Here is a 20,887-nt window from a genome sequence, read left to right as displayed (position 1 = left end):
GGGACGCCCGCAGTCATGGTCAACCGCGGGCGCCCATAACGTTGGCTTGTTTCGAGGCGACCCTACCTGGGCACGCGGTCCTGCCTTGCGGCAAACGGGGCGAGCACGGCGTGCGGCTCGCTTTGGTACCAGTAGGCGACGGTGGAGATGTCGTCCTCGCGCTCGTAGAGCTTGATGTCGTCGTTGCCGAGGTCCTGGAACGTCACGCGCAGGTCCTCCTTGAACGAGATCGGATCGGGAAGGTGCCACCTGTAGAGGCCGTGCCTGGGAAGCGCGTCGTCGTTGGTCGCGAGCATCGGGTTCGGGTTCGGCTTGCCCGCGCTGAAGCGGTCGCGCGTGGCGTCGCGCGTCGAGCGGTACGGGTAGCCGGCGAACAGCGTGTTGAAGCACTGCGCCTCGGGCAGCGCGTGGGGCGGCCTGTCGAGGAAGGCCCAGGCACCGCCGAAGTAGTCCTCGGCTCCCGTCGAGGTGACCGTGGGGAACTCCTCGTCGCCGTCGAGGAAGAACTTCATCTCACCCTCGCCCCACCAATAGCGCTCCAGGGCGCACAGGGCCATGTAGGTGCCGACGTAGTAGCCCTTGCCGCGCACGCCGTCGAGCACGGTGTAGTCGACGCCCCTGCGGGTGCTGCGCTCGCGGTTAAAGCGAGCGTGGAAGTACATGGCGTCGTCCGGCACGTCGGTGAGCGCGTAGTTGAACGTGTAGAAGATGTACTTAATGAACCCGGGGTGCTCGCTCGTAAGCGTGACCTTGGCGTGCTTCCTGAAGGGCATCTCGAAGTAGCAGTTCATGCCGCCCGTCGGGTTCACGCAGATGGGCATTGAGTTGACGATGGCGCGCTCACCGAAGCCGTTGCAGAAGAAGTCGCCGACAGGGCACTCGACCGAGGGGGTCTCCTCGTCGTCCCAGTAGAAGCGCAGCACGAGGTCGCGCATGACGAAGCTGCCGGCGGCGGTCTTGTCGGGGACGGTCATCCAGATGTGGCGGATGATGCCGGGGCCCTCGATGTCCGCGAGCGTGATGGTCTCGCCGGACTCAAGGGGCACGCAGCACGAGCCCTTGCGGCCGACGCCGAGGTGGCTGGCTGACATGGCGGCGCGGCCCTTCTCGCCCGTGATGTTCTCGGGGGTGATGGCGCGGCTTTCCTCACCGCCGTGCATCCACACGTCCTTAAGGAACTCTCTCATCGTTGACCTCCTCTATTCGTCGTCGTCGCACTCGGCAGAACTGACACCGTTCACGTAGATGATCTGCTGGCGCGCCTCGTTGACGAGGGCGTCGAAGTCGAGTTTCTCGTCGGGGCGCGCGAGCGCGACCGTCATGGCGAGCGGGAGGTTGACACCCGCGATCACGTGGATCCGGTCGGAGGCGAAGCGGGAGAAGCGCTGGTTCACGCTACCGCCGAACGCGTCGGTAAGGACGACGACCTCGTCAGTGCCCGAAAGAGCCGCCTCGACCGCCGCGTCGAGCCCCTCGCCGTTGTCGTTCACGTAGGCGCACACGGCGTTGACGGCGTCGCCCTTACCCGTAAGGAACTCGAGGGTGTCCTTGAAGCCCTGGGCGAGAAGGGAATGGCTCGCCACAACTATCTTTCTCATTGATTCACCAATCTCTTGGGTCGAAGCTAAGCGAGGATGCCGGCAGCGGAGGCGACCATCGCGAGGACAATCACCACGAGGATGAGGGCCGTCATGCTCGCGTTCTTCTTGGTAAGAAGGTAATACGCGCTTCCCGTGATGGCGGCGGGGATCATGGCAGGCAGGATCTTGTCGAGCAGCGGCTGAATCTCCATCGCGACGTCGCCGAAGCTGAAGCTAATCGGGCAGGTGACGCCGATGACCGAGTCGATGAGGCAGCCGACCACGGTGAGGCCGAGCACGGAGGCGGCGGCAGTGAGGTTGGGAAGCTTCTCGCTGAAGTCGGTGACGAGCTTCACGCCCTGCTTGTAGCCGAACTCGAGGGCGTGCATGCGGACCCAGAAGATGGCCAGGATGAGCGCGAACCAGATGCCGGCTCCCACGGGGTTGCCCTCGATGGCCATGTAGGCGGCGATGGAGCCCATGATGGTCGGGATCATGGTCATGAGCAGGGAGTCGCCGACGCCGGCGAGCGGTCCCATGGTGCCGATCTTCAGGTCTTGGACGGCGTCCGCCGCCGCTAGGCCGTCGCGCTCCTCCATGGCCACGCAGGCGCCAAGGATGATGGCGGCGAGCCAAGGCTGGGTGTTGTAGTAGCGGAAGTGGTTGTTGAGCGCTTGCTTATAGTCCTCGTCGTTCGTGTAGATCTTCCTCAGGACCGGCGAGAGGGCGTAGGCGACTGAGGCGCCCTGCTGGGTCTGGTAGTTGAAGGTGCACACGCTCATGAGCCAGCGCCAGTTCGCGTTGCGCAGGTCCTTCTTGGTGACCTTGTAGCCGGAGGGCTTGCCCTTGGCGACGGCGGTGATGTTCTCGTTTTCCATGGTTACTCATCCTCTCCGATGAAGGCGTCTGCGGAAGCGTGGGCGGCGAGCTCGGTGTCCCTCTCGGCGCGCTGGTAGAACGCGATCGCGAGGGCAAAGCCGACGATGGCGGCGCCGATGATGGGCACGTTCAGGAAGGCCGAGAGGAAGAAGCCGGCGAGCAGGTACTGGAAGTACTTGCCGGTGGGCATGTAACGCAGCAGCATCGCGATTCCGACGGCCGGGAGCATCTTGCCGGCGAGGGTGAGGCCGGAAAGGAACCACTGGGGCATGACCTCGAGGAGCCAGTTGACGGCGGGCTGGCCGAGGGTCACGGAGACAAAGACGGGCAGGGCGGCGCACAGGCCGAAGAGCACGGGGCAGACCCACAGGATGGCGTTCATCTGCTTGAACTTGCCCTCGTCGCAGAACTTCTGGGACTTCTCGACGACGAAGCCGTTGAGGATCTTGACGATGACGTCGAGCTGGATGCCGAGCATGCCGACCGGCAGGCCGATGGCGAGGCCCGTGTCCGCGCCCAGGGTCACGCCGTAGGCTGTGGCGATGATGGCCATCGTGCCGTAGTCGGGAATCGACGAGCCGCCGAAGCCCGCGACGCCGAGCTGCATGAGCTGGATGGTGCCGCCGATGACGAGGCCGGTCTGCCAGTCGCCCATGACGACACCGGTGATAAGGCCCCAGAAGACGGCATAGTTGACGAAGATCATCGGGATGCCGTAGTAGTCCACGTGCTTGATGAAGGCCAGCAGGGTCAAAAGGACGACCTGCAGGATAGTGAAGTTGACCATGATCCCTCCTTAGATGAGGTCGGCGACGGAGACGGGCTTGTCGGCGGGCACGAACTGTGCCGTCACCTTGACGCCGCGGGCGATGAGCGCCTTGTAGCTCTGGACGTTCTCGGCGGAGGCATAGGCGCGCTGGGTGAGCTGGACGCCGCCCTCCTTGACAAGAGAGCCGCCGACGATCAGCGACGGGAGCTCGATGCCCGACTCGACCAGGTGAAGGATCGTCTCGGGCTCCTTGGCGATGACAAAGACCTTCTCGCGGTCGTACTTGCCCGCCGCGAAGTTCTTGAGCGCGGTCTGCTCGGAGATGATCGAGACGGCCATGCCCGCGGGGCGCGCCATCCTCATGGTGGACTTCAGGACCTCGTCGCCGGCGACCTTGTCGTCGATGACCATGACTCGGTTCGCGCCCGACACCGGGGCCCACTGCGTCACGATGATGCCGTGAAGCAGGCGATTGTCGATTCGTGCCATAACAACACTCATGTTTGCTCCTATCAAATGAAGTTTTACGTTCGGTACTGCCTCGGCGCTATCCGGATTCGCGCCGGGCAAGGGGTTATCGGATTATTGAGGACGCGCGGTCAGCTCGCGGCGGCGCGGGGAAGGTCACTCGTCGAGCAGGAGGTCCGAGGAGCCGAGGCGCTCTTCTCGCGCCGGGGCGGCGCTCACGCTTATGTAGTCGAAGACATATGCGATCTCGCTTACGGGAACCTCTACGCGATAGCGCGTCGAGATGCTCGAGAAGCTCTGCCTGAAGGACTCGATGAAATCGGCGCGTTCCTCCTCGAAGCGGTCCTGGCCAACGTAGGTCTCAATGGGGTTTCTGGTAACAAGGCGCTCGACGAGACAGCAGAGGTGGACGTAGAGCCCAATGATGGCGTTGCTGCCGATCTTCTCGCCTGTCCTGCGCTGAAGCTCGTGCACGGCGCTCTCGATCTCGTGGAATAGCCGCTCCGGGTCGAGGATGGTGATGGAGCGGATGACGTTCTGCAGCGTCATGTTCGAGAGCAGCTTCTCGTGGAAAGAAGAGAGCTCGGAAGCGTCAAGCCACCTGCCGAACACGGCATCAACCTTAGAGGCGGACGCCGTCGACATGATGTCCTCGAGGGCGACGAAGGGGACGGAGGCGACCCCGGGGTCTCCCGTGCCGATGACGGCGCAGACGCGGTGCTCGGAGAAAACGGCGTCGTTCGACCCGTTCGCGACGAGCTGCTTGAAGGGCCTCGTGAGCAGGCGCGCGCCTATGGTGCGCGGGAGGCTCTGCGAGACGAGCTGGCGTATCCTCTCCGCGGCTTCGACCCCGGACTCGGAGCAGAAGACGATGGCGTCCTCACGGTTGACGCGCTCGATCACCTTGCAGTGCGTCACGCACGCGGCGGTCGCATCGCCAAGAACCTCGGCGATGGACTTGCCGCCGAGCAGCCCGACCCCGATCTCGAGCGCAAGACCGGTAGAGACGTTGTTCACCACGCCGATAGTGGAGTCGGTAACGTTCTCGAGGGCCTTATAGGCCTCCTCCAAGGAGCCCATGTCGACGAGGAACACGACCCCGGTGCAGTAGGAATGGCGGTCGACGAGGCGCTGGAGCGGACCGACGATGTCCTTCAGCTGCTGGTCGTAGGGCATGTCGACAGCCTCGTACACATGCATGCCGAGCATACGGTTCGCCGCGTCGGCGATGCTCGTCGCCGTTGAGTAGCCGTGGGACAAGATGACGCAGAGCGTCCGAAGGGCCTTCGCATCGCGAGACTCCGATGCGACGCACAGCGTCAGAAGCGTCTTCGTGAAGTGATCGAGCGAGATTCCCAGCGCCCCTTCCACGTCTGCGGCGACCTGATCGGAGACACTCGAGGCAAACGGCAATTCGGAGGTCACGGCACCGAGGAGATGGGAGATTTGCTCCGCACAGGCAGACTTTCGCTTAGCCAGGCCGATACCCGGCCACAACTGCAGGCAAATCTCCTGGGCCAGTAGAAAAGCGACCTTCCTCGAAAGCTCGATGCCATAAGAAGAGCCTGCGTCGGCAAGGACCGCGCCCACGACGCGCTCGAAGGCGCGCGACCTCGAGGAGGCGACGCCGTGGTCGAAGATCAAGTGATCCTCAACGCCGCGCACAGCGGAGACAGCTTGCGAGACAAGCTCGGAGACAGAGAGCTCCCCGGCGCAGAATCGCTCATCGAGGGAGCACAGGGCATCGAGCGCCTGCTCGACCGGCCCTGTGCTCTCGGCGGCATCCAGAGACGCGTCGATCAGAACGCCATCGTCGGGCTGTTGATCGATCTGCGCGGAGGAGAGGAGCCCACTGGGAAGAAGATACGGGCGAACGACGACGTAGTCGCCCTCGCGATTGAGGAACGCTTTGGCGCAGCAGTTCGTCACGCAGGCGCGCAAGCCGGCGATGTTATCGGAAAAGTCCGCGTTCACGAGGCAACGGTATGCGCCGCGGCTGATCTTCACATCAGAACCGATTCGGCACCCCTCGCTGCGCAGGAAGCTCAAGATGAGATCCTCGCGCTCCTCGGGGGTCCGCTCCTTGAGTGAGGGGACGCGGGCACAGATGGGCATTTTGCTGTAGGCCGAGGAAACCTTCAGGTCATCGGCGGAAAGCGTCGTCGAAAGAACGAGGCGAGCGCGCGGCGCATCCTGGGAGGCATCGAGCCCGAGGGCCGTCGCAAGGCAGCGCTCCATCGCAGAGGGAGAGAGTGTCTCGATGCCGTTGACAAAGACCACACCCCCGTGCGATTTCGCGATCGACTCGTCAAGAAGCCCGTTGAACGAGGCGGCGTCCGGGACCCCGGCACAGTCGATGCGCACATAGGAGGAGTCGCGGGACAGCAAGCCCTGGTTCTTGCCGTACTCGTACACAAGGCGAGAAAGGAAAGACTTACCGACACCCACGCCGCCGCTCAAGAGGATGGGCAGGCCAAACGGAGGGTACTGAACCGCAGCCTTGCACTGCTCGACAACGGAGCTGAGGCTCAGGTCGAAGCCCACGGCACGCGCGAAGTCGCGGTGATCGGCGATTCCCGTCGCCTGGATGAGGTCGGCGAGCGAGGCGTACTCGCTTGCAGAGAGCTTTACCTGAAAACGCTTCTGGAACGCGCGGCGATGAAAATAACGGACAGGCCTGCCCGCCACCTTAACCACAAGGCCGGCGCGAACAAGGTCGTTGAGGTACTGGCTCGCCAGGCTCCTGGAGATGATGAGCGTCTCGGCGATGTCGGAGGTGGACAGACGGGCAAGGTCGTCGAGCGAGACGGCAGAGGTGAGGGCCTCGAGATGCTCGAGAATCCTGTCCCTCATGTCGACGGGCTTCTTTGCCAAGCTGTCCTGTGCGGTCTTGTCCATGACTTCTTACCTCCTTGTACAAGGAGTATAAGGGGAACACAGAGAACGGAAGGGGGCGCGTGGGGGAATCAACAGCCCCGAGGAGAAGTTCACCACTTGAGGGGCAGAAAACAACGGCCATTGAACATTCAGGGCCGACGCTCAACACTTCGGCTCGACACTTCGCTTTGGAAAGGGCCCTGCGCGCCGGGGCCCCAACATAAAGAAGGGCCCCGGTGCACAGGGTCTAAAGCTTAACCATGCGCTCGGCGATGCGGGCGCAGTCGCAGGCGGCCTTCTTCTCGAAGGTGTTGTAGTCGACGACCTGGCCCTCGGCGCAGGGCTTGTCGCTGATAGCGCGCACGACGACGAGGGGCACGCCGTTGAGATAGGCGGCCTGCGCGATGGTGCAGCCCTCCATCTCGCAGCACAGGTCGCCGAAGGTCGCGAGGATGTGCTCCTTCTGTCCCGCGGGCGAGACGAACTGGTCGCCGGAGACGACACGGCCCTTGAGGACCTTAATGTCGGGGGCGACGGCGGCCGCGGCGGCGCACGCCGCCAGCAAGGGCCGGAACGGATCGCGCAAGATCAAGGCGTCGCCCGGGAGGTCGGGCGTTACCGTCAGCCGGCGCCGCGTCTGCCGCATCATGAGGGAGAACGGCCTGGCCGGCGCATACGGCAGGAAGAGGTTCAAGGTGCACCCCGGGACGGTCAACGAGGCCGACGTGCCCAACGTCGTCGCGCGCGGCTTCGGCGGCAGGGCGCCGTGCACCCATATAAGCAGCGACTTGGCCTGCGTGCGCGTCGGGGCGTCATGGAACTACGTCTGCCTGCTCATCGACCTCTGCAACGGGGAGATCGTCGGCCACTCCGAAGGACTGAGGAGGGACGCGCGAGCTCCGAGCCAAGCTCTTGGATTACGTGCACTGGTACAACAACTTCAGGATCCACTCGACGCTGGGCTACATGTCGCCGGTCGAGTTCAGGGAGGCGGGGCCGTCCCTCCCGGAATCGTCCAAATAAGTGTTGCCAATCCATAGCCAATCCAGCCATCATCTCCGCGAAGGCGGACGTCAGGAAAAGCTCGGCTTGAGCTCGGTCGGACGCGGTCTGTGGGGCATCATTCAGGCTCAGGGGGTCTCCTTGTCTTCTTCGGTCGCAACCTGAATAATAGGGACGGCCCCTTCTCTCTTTCCCTTTCGTTTTCGACGCGTCACCCTCTCGGCGGGCTTAAGGCCCGCGCTCGCGGGTGCAGGGGCTACGCCCAAACCCCAAAAACGTAACGCCGTGCTCGAAGCGTTTCCGGACGTCAGCGTAATCTCAAATCCCGTTCGTCAACTCATGGGCAAGCCACCTGAGACTACTCATTTCTCCTACTGGCAATGAAGACCTGCGACCTGCAGTTTTGCAAACTGCTTGAAAGCCGCCTGCGTTGATTCACTTCCTATTGCAGCTGGCGGCTTGCACGCGAAAAGGCATTTAAGTTTCAAAACGGGCGTTTTCGGCGCTATCGAGCCTCCAAAGGCATCCCGCCGCGCCCTTTGGGACAAAAACAAAAACTCAAAGCCCTGAATTCGAAAATAGTTTTTGGAGTTGTCCCGACTTTTGTCCCCGAAGCCGACGAAACGCGACAGGGTGTCACCTGGCGGCACTCGATTCGAGACGGCACCGAAAAGTGGGGCAACCGGAATGACGGGACGGCAGAACCGAATCCATCGAGTGGGGATAGAAAAAGGCCCGGGTGCCGTGGCATCCGGGCCTTTGCTAGCAACTTGATGTTGCGGGCAGCTTAGAACTTGTGGCCGCACTTCTTGCAGACGCGCAGCTTGTTCTTGCCGTCCTTCTCGTGACCGACGCGGGTAACCTTACCGCACTCGGGGCAGACGAGATTGACGTTGGAGGCATCGATGGGAGCCTCCTGCGAAACGATGCCGCCCTGCTGGTTGGCAGCGTTGGGCTTGACGGCCTTCTTGACGACCGAAACGCCCTCGACAACGACCTTGTTCTCGGCAGGGAGAGCACGCAGGATAACGCCCTGCTTGCCGCGATCCTTACCAGAGAGAACCTGGACCTTATCGCCCTTCTTGATATACATATATCTCCCCTAACTACAGGGTCTCGGGAGCGAGCGAGACGATCTTCATGTACTTCTTGTCACGAAGCTCGCGAGCGACGGGCCCGAAGATACGGGTGCCGACGGGCGAACCATCGTTGTTGATGACAACGCAAGCGTTCTCATCAAAGCGAATGTAGGAGCCATCCTTGCGGCGGATCTCCTTAACGGTGCGAACGACGACGCAACGGACAACGTCCTTCTTCTTGACGTTGGCGCCAGGGGTAGCCTCCTGGACAGCACCGATGAACACATCGCCGATGCCTGCATAACGACGCTTGGAACCGCCAAGCACCTTGATGCAGCGAATCTTGCGAGCGCCGGAGTTGTCGGCGACGTTCAGCATGGTTTGCATCTGAATCATGGTAGATGTTCCTCCGAACTAAGAACCGAAGAGAGGTGCGCAGCCTTTATACGGCCTGTGGTATGCAAGCCAGGCATACGCACATCTTCGGAAACGTACAAGTCGTAAGAGCGACTGCTTATTTAGCGCGCTCGACGACCTCGATGAGGCGCCAACGCTTCATCTTGGACATAGGACGGGTCTCCATAACGCGGACGGTATCGCCCACGCCAGCCGTGCACTCCTCGTCGTGAGCGTGCAGCTTCTTGGAGCTGGTCATCATCTTGCCGTACTTGGCGTGACGCTTGCGCTCGGTGACGGTGACAACGATGGTCTTGGCACCGGAGACGGAGGTAACGACACCCGTACGGACCTTACGCGTGTTACGCGAATCAGTCATGTTCTCTCCTTAGGTCCTACTCGGCGACAGCGGACTTCTCCGCTGCGATCTCGCGGGCGCGCTGCTCCGTGAGGACGCGAGCGATGTCCTTCTTCACGGTGTTGACGCGAGCGGTGTTGTCCAGCTGGCTGGTGGCCATCTGGAAACGAAGGTTAAAGAGCTCGGCGCGCATTTCCTTCAGCTTCTCAACGAGCTGAGCGTCCGAGAGCTCACGAATCTCTGCGGGCTTCATTAGTTCTCCTCCTTGGCGGCGGCGGCGTCCTCAGCAGCCCACTTGGCCTCGAGAGCGGCCTCCTCAGCCATCTCCTTCTCGATGCGCTGCTCAGCGTTCTTGGCAGCAACAATCTTGGTCTTGATGGGGAGCTTGTGCTGCGCAAGACGCAGAGCCTCGCGAGCGACCTCCTCGGGAACACCCTTGACCTCGAACATGATGCGGCCGGGCTTGACGACGGCCACCCACTCCTCGGGGTTACCCTTACCAGAACCCATGCGAGTCTCGGCAGGCTTCTTGGTGATGGGCTTATCGGGGAAGATCGTGATGTAGACACGACCGCCACGCTTCATGTAGCGGGTCATGGCAATACGAGCGGCCTCGATCTGACGGTTGGTGATCCAATGGGCCTCGAGAGCCTGGATACCAAACTCGCCGAAATGCAGCTCGGTATTACCCTTGGCCTGGCCCTTCATGGAGCCACGCTGCACCTTGCGGTGAAGAATACGCTTAGGGGCAAGCACTACTGACCCCTCCTCTCGGAGTTACGACGACGAGGACGGGAAGAGCCCTCGAGTGCAGGGTTGGGAACAGGCTGGCCCGGGAGCTTCTCGCCCAGGTAGATCCAGACCTTCACGCCGCAAGCGCCCATGGTGGTGCTGGCGACAGCCGTGCCGTAGTCGATCTTGGCACGGAGGGTGTGCAGAGGCACGCGACCCTCGCGGTACCACTCACGACGGCCCATCTCGGCACCGCCGAGACGACCGGAGCACTGGATACGGATGCCCTTAGCGCCGGCCTTGCGGGCAGACTGGACAGCCTTGCGCATGGCGCGACGGAAGGCAACGCGGCCCTCGAGCTGCTCGGCGATAGACTGAGCAACGAGATTGGCGTCGAGCTCGGGGCGCTTGATCTCGACAACGTCGACGGAGAGCTGGCCCTTGGAGACGCCAGCGACCTTCTCGAGCTCGGTGCGGAGGGTATCGATCTCGGCACCCTTCTTACCGATGACAACGCCGGGGCGAGCGGTGAGGATGATGACCTTCACCTTGTCGCCAGCGCGCTCGATCTCGACGCGGGAGACAGCTGCGCGGGAAAGACGCTTCTCGAGGTACTTGCGGATCTCGAGATCGTTACCGAGGGTCTTAGCGTAATCCTTCTCTGCGAACCAGCGGGAGCGCCAGTTCTCGGTGATGCCAAGACGGAAGCCGGTGGGGTAGACTTTCTGACCCATACAGCTTTACGCCTCCTTTCGAGGAGCAACGACGACGGTGATGTGGGAAGTACGCTTCAGAATGCGAGAAGCGGAACCCTTGGCGCGGGGACGGATGCGCTTAAGCGTCGGACCCTCGTCAACATAGGCAGCGGCGACAACCAGGTTGTCGGCACGCAGACCGTTGTTGTTCTCGGCGTTCGCAACGGCGGAACGGAGAACCTTCTCGACATCCACGGCGACGGCGCGGTCGCAGAAGTGGAGGATGTCGAAGGCCTGAGCGACAGGCTTGCGGCGAATCAGATCGACCACCAGGCGGGCCTTGCTGGGGGAAACACGCACGTACTTAGCGACGGCGCGAACCTCGGTGGCCTCAGTTTCAATAGACTTAGTTGCCATTTACGGTTAACCCCCTATTTGGCCTTGTGGCCACGGAACGTACGAGTCGGCGCGAACTCGCCGAGCTTGTGACCAACCATGGACTCGGTAACATACACGGGCACATGCTTGCGGCCGTCGTGGACGGCGATGGTGTGACCAACCATCTCGGGGAAGATGGTGGACGCGCGGGACCAGGTCTTCACGACGTCCTTCTTGCCAGCCTCGTTCATCGCGGTGATACGCGAGAGAAGGCGAGTCTCCACGAACGGGCCCTTTTTGAGACTTCTGCTCATAAGTGCTTTCTCCTAAAACTCGGTATCCGAAATTACTTCTTACGGCGACGAATGATGTGCTGGTTCGAGACCTTCTTCTTCTTGCGCGTACGAAGGCCCTTCGTCGGCTTACCCCAGGGGGTAACAGAGGGACGACCAGAGGTGTGGTTCTTGCCCTCGCCACCGCCGTGCGGGTGGTCGACAGGGTTCATGACGGTACCGCGGACGGTCGGGCGCACGTTCATGTGACGCTTACGGCCGGCCTTGCCGATGACGATGTTGGCGTGATCGGCGTTGCCGACCTCACCGACGGTGGCGCGGCAGGTAACGAGGATGCGGCGCATCTCGGAGGAAGGCATACGGACGATAGCGTACTTGCCCTCCTTACCCATCAGCTGGCAGGAGTTACCGGCGGAACGGGCGATAGCGGCGCCCTTGCCCGGCTGGAACTCGACGGCGTGGATGAGCGTACCGACGGGGATGTCGGCGAGGGGCAGAGCGTTGCCCGGCTTGATGTCGGCGTCAGAACCGGACATGATGGTCTGACCGACCTCGAGGCCCTTGGGGGCCAGGATGTAGCGCTTCTCACCGTCAGCGTAGTGCAGCAGAGCGATGCGAGCGGAACGGTTCGGATCGTACTCGATCGTGGCAACCTTGGCGGGCACGCCGTCCTTGTTGCGCTTGAAGTCGATCACGCGGTAACGACGCTTCACGCCGCCGCCCTGGTGGCGGGTGGTGATGCGGCCGTTGTTGTTACGACCGGCCTTCTTGGGCAGGGGCTCGAGAAGAGACTTCTCAGGCTTGGTGCAGGTGATCTCGGAGAAATCGGAGATCGTCTGCCAACGCCTACCAGCGGAGGTCGGCTTAAGGTGCTTTACAGCCATTACAATCCCTTTCAATAGGAATCCGTTAGCCATCGCAGACAGGGATTCGAGGTTCTGCCTCGGGTGCGATGACACCGGACGTATACACGGTTCCGGGCGTGTCCATTTTATACGCCCAAAACCTTGAGCTCTCGCCTCCCCTATTTGGGAGGCATGAGCTCACTCAACAGCAGCGAGTCTTAGGCCTGGTTGCCAAAGACCTCGATGGTGTCGCCCTCGGCCAGCGTGACGATGGCCTTCTTCCAAGAACGGGTCTTGCCAGCGACATAGCGCACGCGCTTGGTCTTGGGCTTGACCGTCAGGGTGTTCACGCGAACGACCTTGACGCCGAAGATCTCCTCGACAGCGTCCTTGATCTGATACTTGTTAGCATCCTTGGCGACCTCGAACGTGTACTTGTTCTGCTCCATGCCGGAGAAGGAACGCTCGGACACGATCGGACGGATGATGATCTCGTGGGCGGTCATTTATGCAAGCACCTCCCCGAAGTGAGCGGCGATGTCGGCGGGCATCAGCACGGCGTTGTTGTTGACGAGATCGTAGGTGTTGGCCTCGTCGGCAGTGATGATGAACGTCTTGGGAATGTTGCGGAACGACAGGTAGGCGTTGACGTCCTCATCGCGAACGATGATGGTCAGACGCTTGCCCTCAAGGCCGAGAGCCTTGAGCATGGCGACGGCAGCCTTGGTGGAAGGCTTCTCGAAGCCGTAGTCGTCGACGAGCACGAGCTCGCCATCGGCCAGCTTGGCGGACAGCGCGGAGCGCATAGCCAGCTTGACCTCCTTGTTGTTCATACGCTTAGCGTAGGAACGGGGCTTGGGGGCGAAGACAACGCCACCGTGACGCCACTGGGCAGCACGGATGGAACCCTGGCGGGCACGGCCGGTGCCCTTCTGACGCCAAGGCTTCTTGCCGCCACCGGAAACCTCAGAGCGACCCTTAGCAGACTGGGTGCCCTGACGCCAAGAGGCCATCTGGCACTTGACGATGTGGTGCATAACGTGGATGTTCGGCTCGATGCCGTACACCTCAGCGGCGAGCTCGGCCTCGGCGACCTTCTTGCCCTCGCTGTTCTTTACTTCAAACTTTGCCATTTAAGTGTTCTCCTTGGTATGACGCTGGGCTAAATGGGCTGGGCCCTTAGGCCATACGGATGGCGACGAGACCATTCTTGGCACCCGGGACAGCGCCCTTGACCAAGATGAGGTTCTGCTCGGCATCGATGCGGACAACGGAAAGGTTCTTGACGGTAACGCGCTCGTTACCCATGTGACCGGCCATCTTGACGCCCTTGAGGACGCGTGCAGGATAGGCGCACTGACCGATAGAACCGGGGTGACGCTGGAAGTGAGAACCATGCGTCATAGGACCGCGGCGCTGACCCCAGCGCTTGATGCGACCCTGGAAGCCCTTACCCTTGGAGGTACCGATGACGTCGACCTTCTCGACATCAGCGAAATCAGCGACGGTGACGACCTCGCCGACCTTGTGCTCCTCGCCGTTCTCGACGCGGACCTCACGAAGGAAGCGGACAGGCTCGACGCCGGCCTTGGCGAAGTGACCAGCCATGGGCTTGTTCACGTTCTTGGCCTTGATGTCGCCGAAACCAATCTGGACGGCGTCATAGCCGTCAGTTGCCTGAGTTTTAACCTGCGAGACAGCGCAGGGGCCAGCCTGGATGACCGTGACGGGAACGACGTTATCGTTCTCGTCCCAAACCTGGGTCATGCCAATCTTGCGGCCGAGAATCATGCTGATCAAGATATGATCCCAACTCTCGCGTGGTCTTGGGACAATGCGTACACCACCGAGCGTACGCCCCTAGAGGACCACTACTTACACGACGTGCTCCCCAGCCTTGTATTTCGCCCAGACTACCTGACAACCCTATTAAGCAGGCATTTTGTCCAGCCAGAATACTCCCCTGGTTACACACAGCTGTTTAGTATACACGGCTACGGGCGTATCCATCGAGATTCATATTTCACTCACATTGTTTACGCAGGTAAAGTGCGTGGATGGCTCCCGAGCACGGCGGAGGGCCGGAGAAATATATTAAGGTCCCTGCTCTACAGTCCTGCGCAAGACGGAGAGCACATTAAGTGCTCTCCTTTGCGTGCGGAACTCGCGATGACCTTAATATATTTCTCCGGCCCTCCGCCGTGCTCGGGAGACGCCACGTTGATGTCTGCTAAACCTTGCTCGCTCAGGCTAATGACTTTGTTGGGGGTCCACTATTTGCTGAAGGGTGAACTTACATTGATGGGGCTCGCCTTCTGCTTGTGGCTTTGCCTCTTCAAAATCGAAGATCATGATGGCGCAGTTGGGGAGTTTTGTTGGGAGCTCGAAGCCCTCTGGGGCTGCGGCCTTGATGAATTGGCGGCTGGCGCTGCCGTGGCTTACTGCTAGGAGGGTTTCGATGCCCTCGGCGCCCATGAGATTGGTGAGAGTGCCTACCATGCGCTCCTGCAGGGCATGACTTCCTTCTCCTCCAAAGGGAACCAAGTCCTCGCCTGGATCCCAGACGTCGGTGGGCAGCGCATCGTGGGGACCCTCTTCGAAGGAGCCGTAGCTGCGCTCGATGATGCCTCCGCAGGGCTCGACTGCTGCATCAAGGCCGAGGAGTTCGGTTGCGACAAGACTTGCCGTGTCCATGGCTCGGCCTAAGGGCGAAGAGACCACTTTGTCGGGAACGACGTCGTGGTCCTTGAGCCATGCGGCTGCCATTCCCGCTTGTTTGCGGCCCAGGTCGGTCAACGGAGAATCGCAGCGGCCCTGGACCAGCTTTTTAACGTTGAATTCTGTCTGGCCGTGGCGGAGTAGATATAGACGCTTCATGCTCTCCCCTTCTGTATAACTTGCTTTACCGGCGCAGCCCTACTCGTGGGCATGGCCGACATAGTCTTCGTCGATCGTGATCTTGGCAATCGACTTAGGATATTCGGATTCGACACGTTTCGCCAACGCGCGCTTTAGGTCCTCGGCGTTCATCGCCAAATCCGAGGGTCGCATGCAGTCAAAAATCACATTGGTGTGCGTGGGGCCCGGAACACAGCGCAGGTCGTGGATCGAGAGGCGGCTATCGATCTCTTGAGCCATAGCGTTGATGCGCAGATGCATGCTCGCCACTTTGGGGTCGTCGGTCACGATGGGGTCGTAATGGAGCGTGACGATCATACCGTCTTCGTTCCTAAACGACCGCTCGATGTTATCGAGCGTGTCGTGACTTTCCAGCGGGCTGGCCTCGGCTGCCATCTCGGCATGAGCGCTTGCGAACTTCCTGCCCGGGCCGTAGTCGTGAACCATCAGGTCGTGAACGCCCAAAACGCCGGGGTAGCTCATGATCTTGTCTCGAATGTGCTTGACCAGCTTGGGATCGGGCGCCTGGCCCAAAAGCGGGCTCACCGTATCTTGGATGAGCTCAAAGCCGCTCCAGCCGATATAGGCGCCAACGGCAAGTCCAACCCATGCATCAAGATTGATGTGCGTCACCTGCGAAACAATTGCGCACGCTAACACGGCGCCCGTGGCTAGGACATCGTTCTTTGAGTCCTGAGCGGTCGCATGCAGCGTCTCGGACTCAATGCGATCGCCGAGCTTTTGGTTGAGGGCCGCCATCCACAGCTTAACGACCATCGAAAGCGCAAGGACTGCCACCAGGGCAAGCGAGAACTCGACAGGTTCGGGTTGGATGACGCGCTCAACCGAGGACTTGATAAGCTCAAGGCCGATCAGCAGCACGAGCGCCGCCACGACCAGACCCGAGAGATACTCGTAGCGGCCATGGCCGTAAGGATGCTCGGGGTCTGCTGGCTTGCCCGCCAGCTTAAAGCCCAGCACGCTCACGATGTTCGAGCTGGCGTCGGACAGGTTGTTCATGGCATCCGCCACGATCGAAACCGATCCCGACAGCACGCCAATTGCACCCTTCGCAGCGCATAGTGCCACATTGGCGAGAATACACACCACGCCCGTCAACGTGCCCACGCGCGCACGGTCGCCCTGCGCACGACGAACAATCCACTCGACCATCCTCATCAGTCCCCACGGTACTACCTAATATCTATTGCTCAAACGGATTGTAGTGTAGCCACTTTGTCCTCCAGATACAAAAAGGCCGCAACCCACACGAGCCACGGCCTTGGAACATGACAAAGGAATCGTCCTTTGTCGCACAGGTTTATGCGCTTACTTCAGCAGCGCTCGCCACTGTTTCGGGCGAATCGGCTTCGTCTTCTGCCGCCCACCCCTTCGCCGGCACCACGCCAAAGCAGTAGCTCAGCGCCGCAGACACCGCAAATGCCACACCGCCGGCAACGCAGCACCACAGCAGGTTCGAGATGCCGCCCGTGGCAAAGCCAATGACCATGAGGACATTTGTCATGCCGATGGTATAGGCCGTAACGTGGCCCACGGCTGCAACAAGGCCTCCGACGGCGCCGCCAATGGCCATGCACGTCAGGCACCTGCCATATTTAAAGCCGCAACCGTACAGCGCCGGCTCGCTTACGCCGCCAAGAACACCCGAGATTGAATAGCCCAGCATGAGCGCCTTCTCGTCCTTATCCGCAACGCGGAGCGACGCGCCAAAGGGCATGCCCCAAACGGCGAACGTTGCCATCGTCGCGGCGATCAGGATGCACGAATCCGTTCCCACACTCATAAACTGCGCATAGGCGAGCGATAGGACAACGTTGCTGACGCCCGCGATCTTTAGGAACTCCCAACCCGCGGCAAGCCCCATGAGCGTGAGCAGCGACACGACGCCACCGGAATTGCCAAGCATAAACATAAGCTGGCCCAGCAGCATGCCCAGATAGCTGCCCGCCGGCGCCGTGATACACAGCGAAACCGGAACCATGACAAGCATGGTCGCAAACGGAACGAACGAAAACGCCACGGCCTTGGGGATAATGCGCTGAAAGAAACACTCCACTCGCCATAGCACGGGCACCGAGATGAGAACCGGAATAACAGTCGTCGTGTAATCGTTGACCGGCGCGGGAACCAGACCATACACATAAGTCATCGATGCCCCCGCCGTCGATGCGGCATCGACAAGCTTAAGCAGATCGGGTGCAATCAATACGCCGCCCAGCATCATACCCAGCTGCTCCGAGCAACCGAGCTGGCGGGCGGCCGCCCAACCAAGATAAATGGGCAAAAAGTAGTAGCCGGCGTTGTAGAGCCAACTGTAGAACAGGCGATAGATTTCGGAATCGGCAGACCACAGGCCCAGCATGCCTTCGCCCATAATGACGGCGACGGTGCGGAACAATGCCGCGCAGACAATAAACGGCAGAGCCGACATCATGCTTTTGGACAGATAGTCCACCACGGCCATGGCGTTTGATGAAACCGTCGTTGTAAACGAGGTGTTAGAAACTTGTGGCATGGAACGCCTTTCCCAATGTGACATGCGGACTGTCCCTTTGTCACATCGTGCGGTACTGACCGATTGCGCGGTACTTTTCGTAGCGGAGGTTCGTGAGGGTCGCGTCGTCGAGCTGCTCAAGCGTATCGAAGGCATCAAATGCCGAGGACATGACGGCACCGGCGATCTCCTCATGCGACAGGCCCCTATCGTCAACAATGCCGTCGATGATGCCGAGTGCCAACAGATCGGGGGCTGTGAGCTTCAGCGCCTCGGCGGCCTCATTCGCGCGCTCGGTATCCTTCCACAGGATCGACGCACAGGCCTCGGGGCTCACGACCGAATAGGCCGAGCTCGAGAGCATCAGGATGCGGTCGGCCACGGACAGCGCCAGCGCGCCACCAGAGCCGCCCTCGCCTGTCACCACCGAGACAATCGGCGTCTTAAGGCCGCTCATCTCCATGAGATTCTGGGCAATCGCCTCGCCCTGGCCGCGCTCCTCGGCACCGATGCCGCAAAACGCGCCCGAAGTATCGACCAGGCACAGAACCGGTCGACCAAACTTTTCGGCCTGGCGCATCAGGCGACGCGCTTTGCGGTAGCCCTCGGGATGCGCCATGCCAAAGTTGCGGCGCATGCGCTCTTTGGTCGTGGTGCCGCGCTCGATGGCGATGACCGTTACGGGGCGTCCGTCTTTCCAGCCAATGCCAGCCACCACAGCGGCGTCGTCGCCAAAGTAACGGTCGCCGTGCAGCTCCACAAATCCATCCAGGCCCAGCGAGACCATCTCACCCGCCGTGGCGCGATCTGCCGAGCGGGTCTGCTTGACAATCTCGAGCGCGGTTTTTGGTGCCGCCGAGCGCTTAAACAAGTGTCCCAACTTTTTGCCGCGGCGAACCGCATGCACGATTTCATGCGGTGCCCCCAGGCCAGGCGCGTGCCCTTCGTGCAGCGCCAGCAGCTCGCCTACCGTGAGCGCAATCTCGCCACGCGGAACAACGGCATCGCAAAAGCCGTGCTCCAGCAAAAACTCGGAGCGCTGGAATCCCTTGGGCAGACGCTTGTGCATGTTCTGCTCGATCACGCGCGGGCCGGCAAATGCCGTCAGGGCATCGGGCTCGGCCAGGATAATGTCGCCTTCCATGGCAAAGCTCGCGGTTACGCCTCCGGTCGTGGGATCGGTGAGCACCGTGATATACAGGCCGCCCGCCTCGCTGTGGCGCCTAACCGCCGCAGAAATCTTGGCCATCTGCATAAGCGATGTCACGCCCTCTTGCATGCGCGCACCGCCCGAAACGGTAAAGCCGACGACCGGCAATCCCAGCTCGATCGCGCGTTCAAAGACGCGACAGATCTTTTCGCCCACCACGGAACCCATCGAGCCCATCATAAAGTTGGCATCCATAAAGAAGAGCGCGGTATCGCAGCCGCAGATTTTGCCCCTGCCGCACACAACGGCATCGCGCTCGCCCGAACGTTCGCAAGCGCTCTTAAGCTTGTCGGCATAACCGGGAAACGAGAGGAAGTCCTCTGACGCCAGTTCGGCATCCCACTCCTCAAACGTGCCCTCGTCGACCGTCATGCGCATGCGCGCGCGACCGCTCACGCGAAAGTGTTTACCGCAGCGAGGGCAGACCTCGAGGTTGTCGTGCAGGCGCGCCTCATCGATCACGCGGCGGCACTCCGGGCACTTGATAAACACGTGGCGCGCGGGAAACTCGGCGCACGACTCGGTTATCGGCCCCTCAAGGACATTGACCGTCTTCGCTTTTCTATTCATCAGCATAGAGATGCCCCATCAGATCGGTGTGATACATGCCCGACAAGAACTCGTCGTTTGCCAGCACGTCGAGCTGAAGCTCGCTGTTTTCGCTTACGCCCTCAATCACGAGCTCGCCCAGGGCCGAGCGCATCTTGCGAATGGCGCCGTCGCGCGTGGGCGCACACACGATGAGCTTGCCGAGCATGGAGTCGTAGTACGGCGGAACTTTTGCACCGGTAAACATGGCCGAATCCCAGCGCACACACGGACCACCCGGTACACGCAACGCAGTGACCGTTCCGCATGACGGCAGGAAGTCCGGTGTTTCGGCATTGATGCGGCACTCCATGGCATGATTGCGGACTGGTATGTCCTCCTGCTCAAAGGGCAGAGGCTGGCCGGCAGCCACGCGCAGCTGCCACTTAACCAGGTCGGTATCGGTCACAAACTCCGTAACCGGATGCTCAACCTGCAAACGCGTGTTCATTTCCATAAAGTAGAAATTGCCGTCGTCCGAGTACAGAAACTCGATGGTGCCAGCGCCCTCATAGCCAACGGCACGAGCCAGGTCGCGCGCGGCCTTGTGCATGCGCGCGCGAATACCATCGCGTCCGTCGAGGCACGGCGCGGGGCTCTCCTCGATCAGCTTTTGGTTGCGGCGCTGCACCGAGCACTCGCGCTCGCCGAGCGAAAACACATGGCCCTGCTTATCGGCCATAATCTGCACCTCAACGTGGTGCGCCGGCGCGACGAACTTCTCCATGTAGCACTCGCCGTCGCCAAAAACGGCCTCGCCCTCGGCACGCGCCTCGATGAACGCCTTTGCCGCATCTTCCACGCGCTCGACCTTGCGAATGCCGCGACCGCCACCACCTGCACGCGCCTTAATAAGCACGGGGCAGCCAATGCGCTCGGCCTCGGCCGTCGCCTCCTCGGGGCTTTTGAGCAAATCGCAGCCCGGCACGATGGGCACGCCCGCCGCGGCAGCCGTTCTACGTGCGGCATCCTTGTCGCCCATGCTGTCGATGACCTCGGCCGAGGGACCAACAAACGCCAGACCGTACTTGTCGCAGTCGCGCACAAAGCTCGCCTTCTCGGAGAAAAAGCCATAGCCGGGATGAATTGCCTTAGCTCCCGACTTTACGGCACAGGTGAGCACGGCATCGTCGTTGAGGTAGCTCTCGGCAAGACGCGGGCCGCCGATGCAATACGCCTCGTCGGCAAGCTGCACGTGTAGCGCGTCCGCATCGGCCGTGGAATAAACGGCGACGGTCTTGATGCCCATATCGCGGCACGCGCGGATAACACGGACCGCGACTTCTCCGCGGTTGGCGATGAGCACTTTGTCGAACATGAAGCCT

24 protein-coding genes and 2 pseudogenes are annotated in these 20,887 nt (G+C 61.3%); 2 read left to right on the top strand and 24 right to left on the bottom strand.

The window, feature by feature from the left end:
* Positions 1–62 precede the first annotated feature (62 nt).
* From DW796_RS07110 to DW796_RS07080, 7 genes are all read right to left on the bottom strand, one after another.
* On the bottom strand, positions 63–1,187 hold the full coding sequence (locus tag DW796_RS07110) for a glycoside hydrolase family 172 protein (RefSeq protein WP_172676343.1): 1,125 nt from the start codon (positions 1,185–1,187) through the stop codon (positions 63–65).
* Between the two features lie 12 nt (positions 1,188–1,199).
* On the bottom strand, positions 1,200–1,598 hold the full coding sequence (locus tag DW796_RS07105; RefSeq protein ID WP_117629220.1) for a PTS sugar transporter subunit IIA: 399 nt from the start codon (positions 1,596–1,598) through the stop codon (positions 1,200–1,202).
* A gap of 26 nt (positions 1,599–1,624) precedes the next feature.
* A complete protein-coding gene (locus tag DW796_RS07100; protein ID WP_118094691.1) occupies positions 1,625–2,458 on the bottom strand; it encodes a PTS system mannose/fructose/sorbose family transporter subunit IID in 834 nt (277 codons plus the stop codon).
* A 2-nt stretch (positions 2,459–2,460) separates the two neighbouring features.
* On the bottom strand, positions 2,461–3,246 hold the full coding sequence (locus DW796_RS07095; protein WP_117563755.1) for a PTS sugar transporter subunit IIC: 786 nt from the start codon (positions 3,244–3,246) through the stop codon (positions 2,461–2,463).
* A 9-nt stretch (positions 3,247–3,255) separates the two neighbouring features.
* A complete protein-coding gene (locus DW796_RS07090) occupies positions 3,256–3,729 on the bottom strand; it encodes a PTS sugar transporter subunit IIB (RefSeq protein WP_118094690.1) in 474 nt (157 codons plus the stop codon).
* 123 nt (positions 3,730–3,852) lie between these two features.
* Positions 3,853–6,594 (bottom strand): PRD domain-containing protein, encoded by a 2,742-nt coding sequence (locus DW796_RS07085; RefSeq protein ID WP_118094689.1) that lies wholly within the window; start codon positions 6,592–6,594, stop codon positions 3,853–3,855.
* A gap of 226 nt (positions 6,595–6,820) precedes the next feature.
* Positions 6,821–7,138: a 5'-methylthioadenosine/S-adenosylhomocysteine nucleosidase gene (locus DW796_RS07080; RefSeq protein ID WP_158567707.1), complete on the bottom strand. Its 318-nt coding sequence runs from the start codon at positions 7,136–7,138 to the stop codon at positions 6,821–6,823.
* Here DW796_RS07080 and DW796_RS10655 point away from each other — a divergent pair.
* Positions 7,095–7,202 (top strand): annotated as a pseudogene (locus DW796_RS10655) (hypothetical protein); the annotation flags it as partial. The gene DW796_RS07080 and the pseudogene DW796_RS10655 sit on opposite strands and share 44 nt — an antisense overlap.
* Positions 7,203–7,494: 292 nt before the next feature.
* A complete protein-coding gene (locus tag DW796_RS10650; RefSeq protein ID WP_231501554.1) occupies positions 7,495–7,596 on the top strand; it encodes an IS3 family transposase in 102 nt (33 codons plus the stop codon).
* Positions 7,597–8,362: 766 nt separating this feature from the next.
* Here DW796_RS10650 and rplX read toward each other — a convergent pair.
* From rplX to DW796_RS06990, 17 genes and pseudogenes are all read right to left on the bottom strand, one after another.
* Positions 8,363–8,668 carry a 50S ribosomal protein L24 gene (gene rplX / locus DW796_RS07070; RefSeq protein ID WP_099432059.1) on the bottom strand — a complete coding sequence of 102 codons (306 nt, stop codon included), beginning with the start codon at positions 8,666–8,668 and terminating at the stop codon, positions 8,363–8,365.
* A 13-nt stretch (positions 8,669–8,681) separates the two neighbouring features.
* The gene (gene rplN, locus DW796_RS07065; protein WP_006235041.1) at positions 8,682–9,050 is read right to left on the bottom strand and encodes a 50S ribosomal protein L14; all 369 of its coding nucleotides are present in this window, start codon (positions 9,048–9,050) and stop codon (positions 8,682–8,684) included.
* Between the two features lie 118 nt (positions 9,051–9,168).
* Positions 9,169–9,429 (bottom strand): 30S ribosomal protein S17, encoded by a 261-nt coding sequence (gene rpsQ, locus DW796_RS07060; protein WP_117802948.1) that lies wholly within the window; start codon positions 9,427–9,429, stop codon positions 9,169–9,171.
* A 16-nt stretch (positions 9,430–9,445) separates the two neighbouring features.
* Positions 9,446–9,661 carry a 50S ribosomal protein L29 gene (rpmC, locus tag DW796_RS07055; protein ID WP_006235039.1) on the bottom strand — a complete coding sequence of 72 codons (216 nt, stop codon included), beginning with the start codon at positions 9,659–9,661 and terminating at the stop codon, positions 9,446–9,448.
* Between the two features lie 107 nt (positions 9,662–9,768).
* Positions 9,769–10,164: pseudogene (rplP, locus tag DW796_RS07050) on the bottom strand (50S ribosomal protein L16); the annotation flags it as partial.
* The gene (gene rpsC, locus DW796_RS07045; protein WP_006235037.1) at positions 10,164–10,874 is read right to left on the bottom strand and encodes a 30S ribosomal protein S3; all 711 of its coding nucleotides are present in this window, start codon (positions 10,872–10,874) and stop codon (positions 10,164–10,166) included. The pseudogene rplP and the gene rpsC, both read right to left, overlap by 1 nt.
* 6 nt (positions 10,875–10,880) lie before the next feature.
* Positions 10,881–11,252, bottom strand: coding sequence for a 50S ribosomal protein L22 (gene rplV, locus DW796_RS07040; RefSeq protein WP_006235036.1), 372 nt, complete (start codon positions 11,250–11,252; stop codon positions 10,881–10,883).
* 14 nt (positions 11,253–11,266) lie between these two features.
* Positions 11,267–11,527 (bottom strand): 30S ribosomal protein S19, encoded by a 261-nt coding sequence (rpsS, locus tag DW796_RS07035; RefSeq protein ID WP_006235035.1) that lies wholly within the window; start codon positions 11,525–11,527, stop codon positions 11,267–11,269.
* A gap of 32 nt (positions 11,528–11,559) precedes the next feature.
* Positions 11,560–12,390, bottom strand: a complete 831-nt coding sequence (rplB, locus tag DW796_RS07030; RefSeq protein WP_055250219.1) for a 50S ribosomal protein L2 — start codon at positions 12,388–12,390, stop codon at positions 11,560–11,562.
* A gap of 179 nt (positions 12,391–12,569) precedes the next feature.
* On the bottom strand, positions 12,570–12,857 hold the full coding sequence (rplW, locus tag DW796_RS07025) for a 50S ribosomal protein L23 (RefSeq protein ID WP_006235033.1): 288 nt from the start codon (positions 12,855–12,857) through the stop codon (positions 12,570–12,572).
* Positions 12,858–13,484, bottom strand: a complete 627-nt coding sequence (gene rplD, locus DW796_RS07020) for a 50S ribosomal protein L4 (protein ID WP_006235032.1) — start codon at positions 13,482–13,484, stop codon at positions 12,858–12,860.
* A 46-nt stretch (positions 13,485–13,530) separates the two neighbouring features.
* Positions 13,531–14,151 carry a 50S ribosomal protein L3 gene (gene rplC / locus DW796_RS07015; RefSeq protein ID WP_089572481.1) on the bottom strand — a complete coding sequence of 207 codons (621 nt, stop codon included), beginning with the start codon at positions 14,149–14,151 and terminating at the stop codon, positions 13,531–13,533.
* 450 nt (positions 14,152–14,601) lie between these two features.
* Positions 14,602–15,228 carry a histidine phosphatase family protein gene (locus tag DW796_RS07010; RefSeq protein ID WP_118094687.1) on the bottom strand — a complete coding sequence of 209 codons (627 nt, stop codon included), beginning with the start codon at positions 15,226–15,228 and terminating at the stop codon, positions 14,602–14,604.
* A 39-nt stretch (positions 15,229–15,267) separates the two neighbouring features.
* Complete coding sequence (locus DW796_RS07005; RefSeq protein ID WP_233539697.1) at positions 15,268–16,422, bottom strand: cation diffusion facilitator family transporter; 1,155 nt, start codon at positions 16,420–16,422, stop codon at positions 15,268–15,270.
* Positions 16,423–16,570: 148 nt separating this feature from the next.
* Positions 16,571–17,785, bottom strand: coding sequence for a PTS fructose transporter subunit IIB (locus DW796_RS07000; RefSeq protein ID WP_118094685.1), 1,215 nt, complete (start codon positions 17,783–17,785; stop codon positions 16,571–16,573).
* Between the two features lie 40 nt (positions 17,786–17,825).
* Positions 17,826–19,550: an acetyl-CoA carboxylase, carboxyltransferase subunit beta gene (gene accD, locus DW796_RS06995; RefSeq protein WP_118094684.1), complete on the bottom strand. Its 1,725-nt coding sequence runs from the start codon at positions 19,548–19,550 to the stop codon at positions 17,826–17,828.
* Positions 19,537–20,880, bottom strand: coding sequence for an acetyl/propionyl/methylcrotonyl-CoA carboxylase subunit alpha (locus DW796_RS06990; protein WP_118094683.1), 1,344 nt, complete (start codon positions 20,878–20,880; stop codon positions 19,537–19,539). The genes accD and DW796_RS06990 overlap by 14 nt, the downstream gene beginning before the upstream one ends.
* Positions 20,881–20,887: the final 7 nt, after the last annotated feature.

The sequence above is a fragment of the Collinsella sp. AM31-2AC genome, assembly GCF_003469285.1.
Lineage (GTDB): Bacteria > Actinomycetota > Coriobacteriia > Coriobacteriales > Coriobacteriaceae > Collinsella > Collinsella aerofaciens_AT.
The sequence above is the reverse complement of the archived record's forward strand: the minus strand, read 5'-3'. Positions and strand labels throughout refer to the sequence as shown.

Excerpts from the sequence above, each read along its gene's own strand:
- DW796_RS07110 (WP_172676343.1), bottom strand. The coding sequence starts at position 1,187 with ATGAGAGAGTTCCTTAAGGACGTGTGGATGCACGGCGGTGAGGAAAGC.
- DW796_RS07105 (WP_117629220.1), bottom strand. The coding sequence starts at position 1,598 with ATGAGAAAGATAGTTGTGGCGAGCCATTCCCTTCTCGCCCAGGGCTTC.
- DW796_RS07100 (WP_118094691.1), bottom strand. The coding sequence starts at position 2,458 with ATGGAAAACGAGAACATCACCGCCGTCGCCAAGGGCAAGCCCTCCGGC.
- DW796_RS07095 (WP_117563755.1), bottom strand. The coding sequence starts at position 3,246 with ATGGTCAACTTCACTATCCTGCAGGTCGTCCTTTTGACCCTGCTGGCC.
- DW796_RS07090 (WP_118094690.1), bottom strand. The coding sequence starts at position 3,729 with ATGAGTGTTGTTATGGCACGAATCGACAATCGCCTGCTTCACGGCATC.
- DW796_RS07085 (WP_118094689.1), bottom strand. The coding sequence starts at position 6,594 with ATGGACAAGACCGCACAGGACAGCTTGGCAAAGAAGCCCGTCGACATG.
- rplX (WP_099432059.1), bottom strand. The coding sequence starts at position 8,668 with ATGTATATCAAGAAGGGCGATAAGGTCCAGGTTCTCTCTGGTAAGGAT.
- rplN (WP_006235041.1), bottom strand. The coding sequence starts at position 9,050 with ATGATTCAGATGCAAACCATGCTGAACGTCGCCGACAACTCCGGCGCT.
- rpsQ (WP_117802948.1), bottom strand. The coding sequence starts at position 9,429 with ATGACTGATTCGCGTAACACGCGTAAGGTCCGTACGGGTGTCGTTACC.
- rpmC (WP_006235039.1), bottom strand. The coding sequence starts at position 9,661 with ATGAAGCCCGCAGAGATTCGTGAGCTCTCGGACGCTCAGCTCGTTGAG.
- rpsC (WP_006235037.1), bottom strand. The coding sequence starts at position 10,874 with ATGGGTCAGAAAGTCTACCCCACCGGCTTCCGTCTTGGCATCACCGAG.
- rplV (WP_006235036.1), bottom strand. The coding sequence starts at position 11,252 with ATGGCAACTAAGTCTATTGAAACTGAGGCCACCGAGGTTCGCGCCGTC.
- rpsS (WP_006235035.1), bottom strand. The coding sequence starts at position 11,527 with ATGAGCAGAAGTCTCAAAAAGGGCCCGTTCGTGGAGACTCGCCTTCTC.
- rplB (WP_055250219.1), bottom strand. The coding sequence starts at position 12,390 with ATGGCTGTAAAGCACCTTAAGCCGACCTCCGCTGGTAGGCGTTGGCAG.
- rplW (WP_006235033.1), bottom strand. The coding sequence starts at position 12,857 with ATGACCGCCCACGAGATCATCATCCGTCCGATCGTGTCCGAGCGTTCC.
- rplD (WP_006235032.1), bottom strand. The coding sequence starts at position 13,484 with ATGGCAAAGTTTGAAGTAAAGAACAGCGAGGGCAAGAAGGTCGCCGAG.
- DW796_RS07010 (WP_118094687.1), bottom strand. The coding sequence starts at position 15,228 with ATGAAGCGTCTATATCTACTCCGCCACGGCCAGACAGAATTCAACGTT.
- DW796_RS07005 (WP_233539697.1), bottom strand. The coding sequence starts at position 16,422 with ATGGTCGAGTGGATTGTTCGTCGTGCGCAGGGCGACCGTGCGCGCGTG.
- DW796_RS07000 (WP_118094685.1), bottom strand. The coding sequence starts at position 17,785 with ATGCCACAAGTTTCTAACACCTCGTTTACAACGACGGTTTCATCAAAC.
- accD (WP_118094684.1), bottom strand. The coding sequence starts at position 19,550 with ATGCTGATGAATAGAAAAGCGAAGACGGTCAATGTCCTTGAGGGGCCG.
- DW796_RS06990 (WP_118094683.1), bottom strand. The coding sequence starts at position 20,880 with ATGTTCGACAAAGTGCTCATCGCCAACCGCGGAGAAGTCGCGGTCCGT.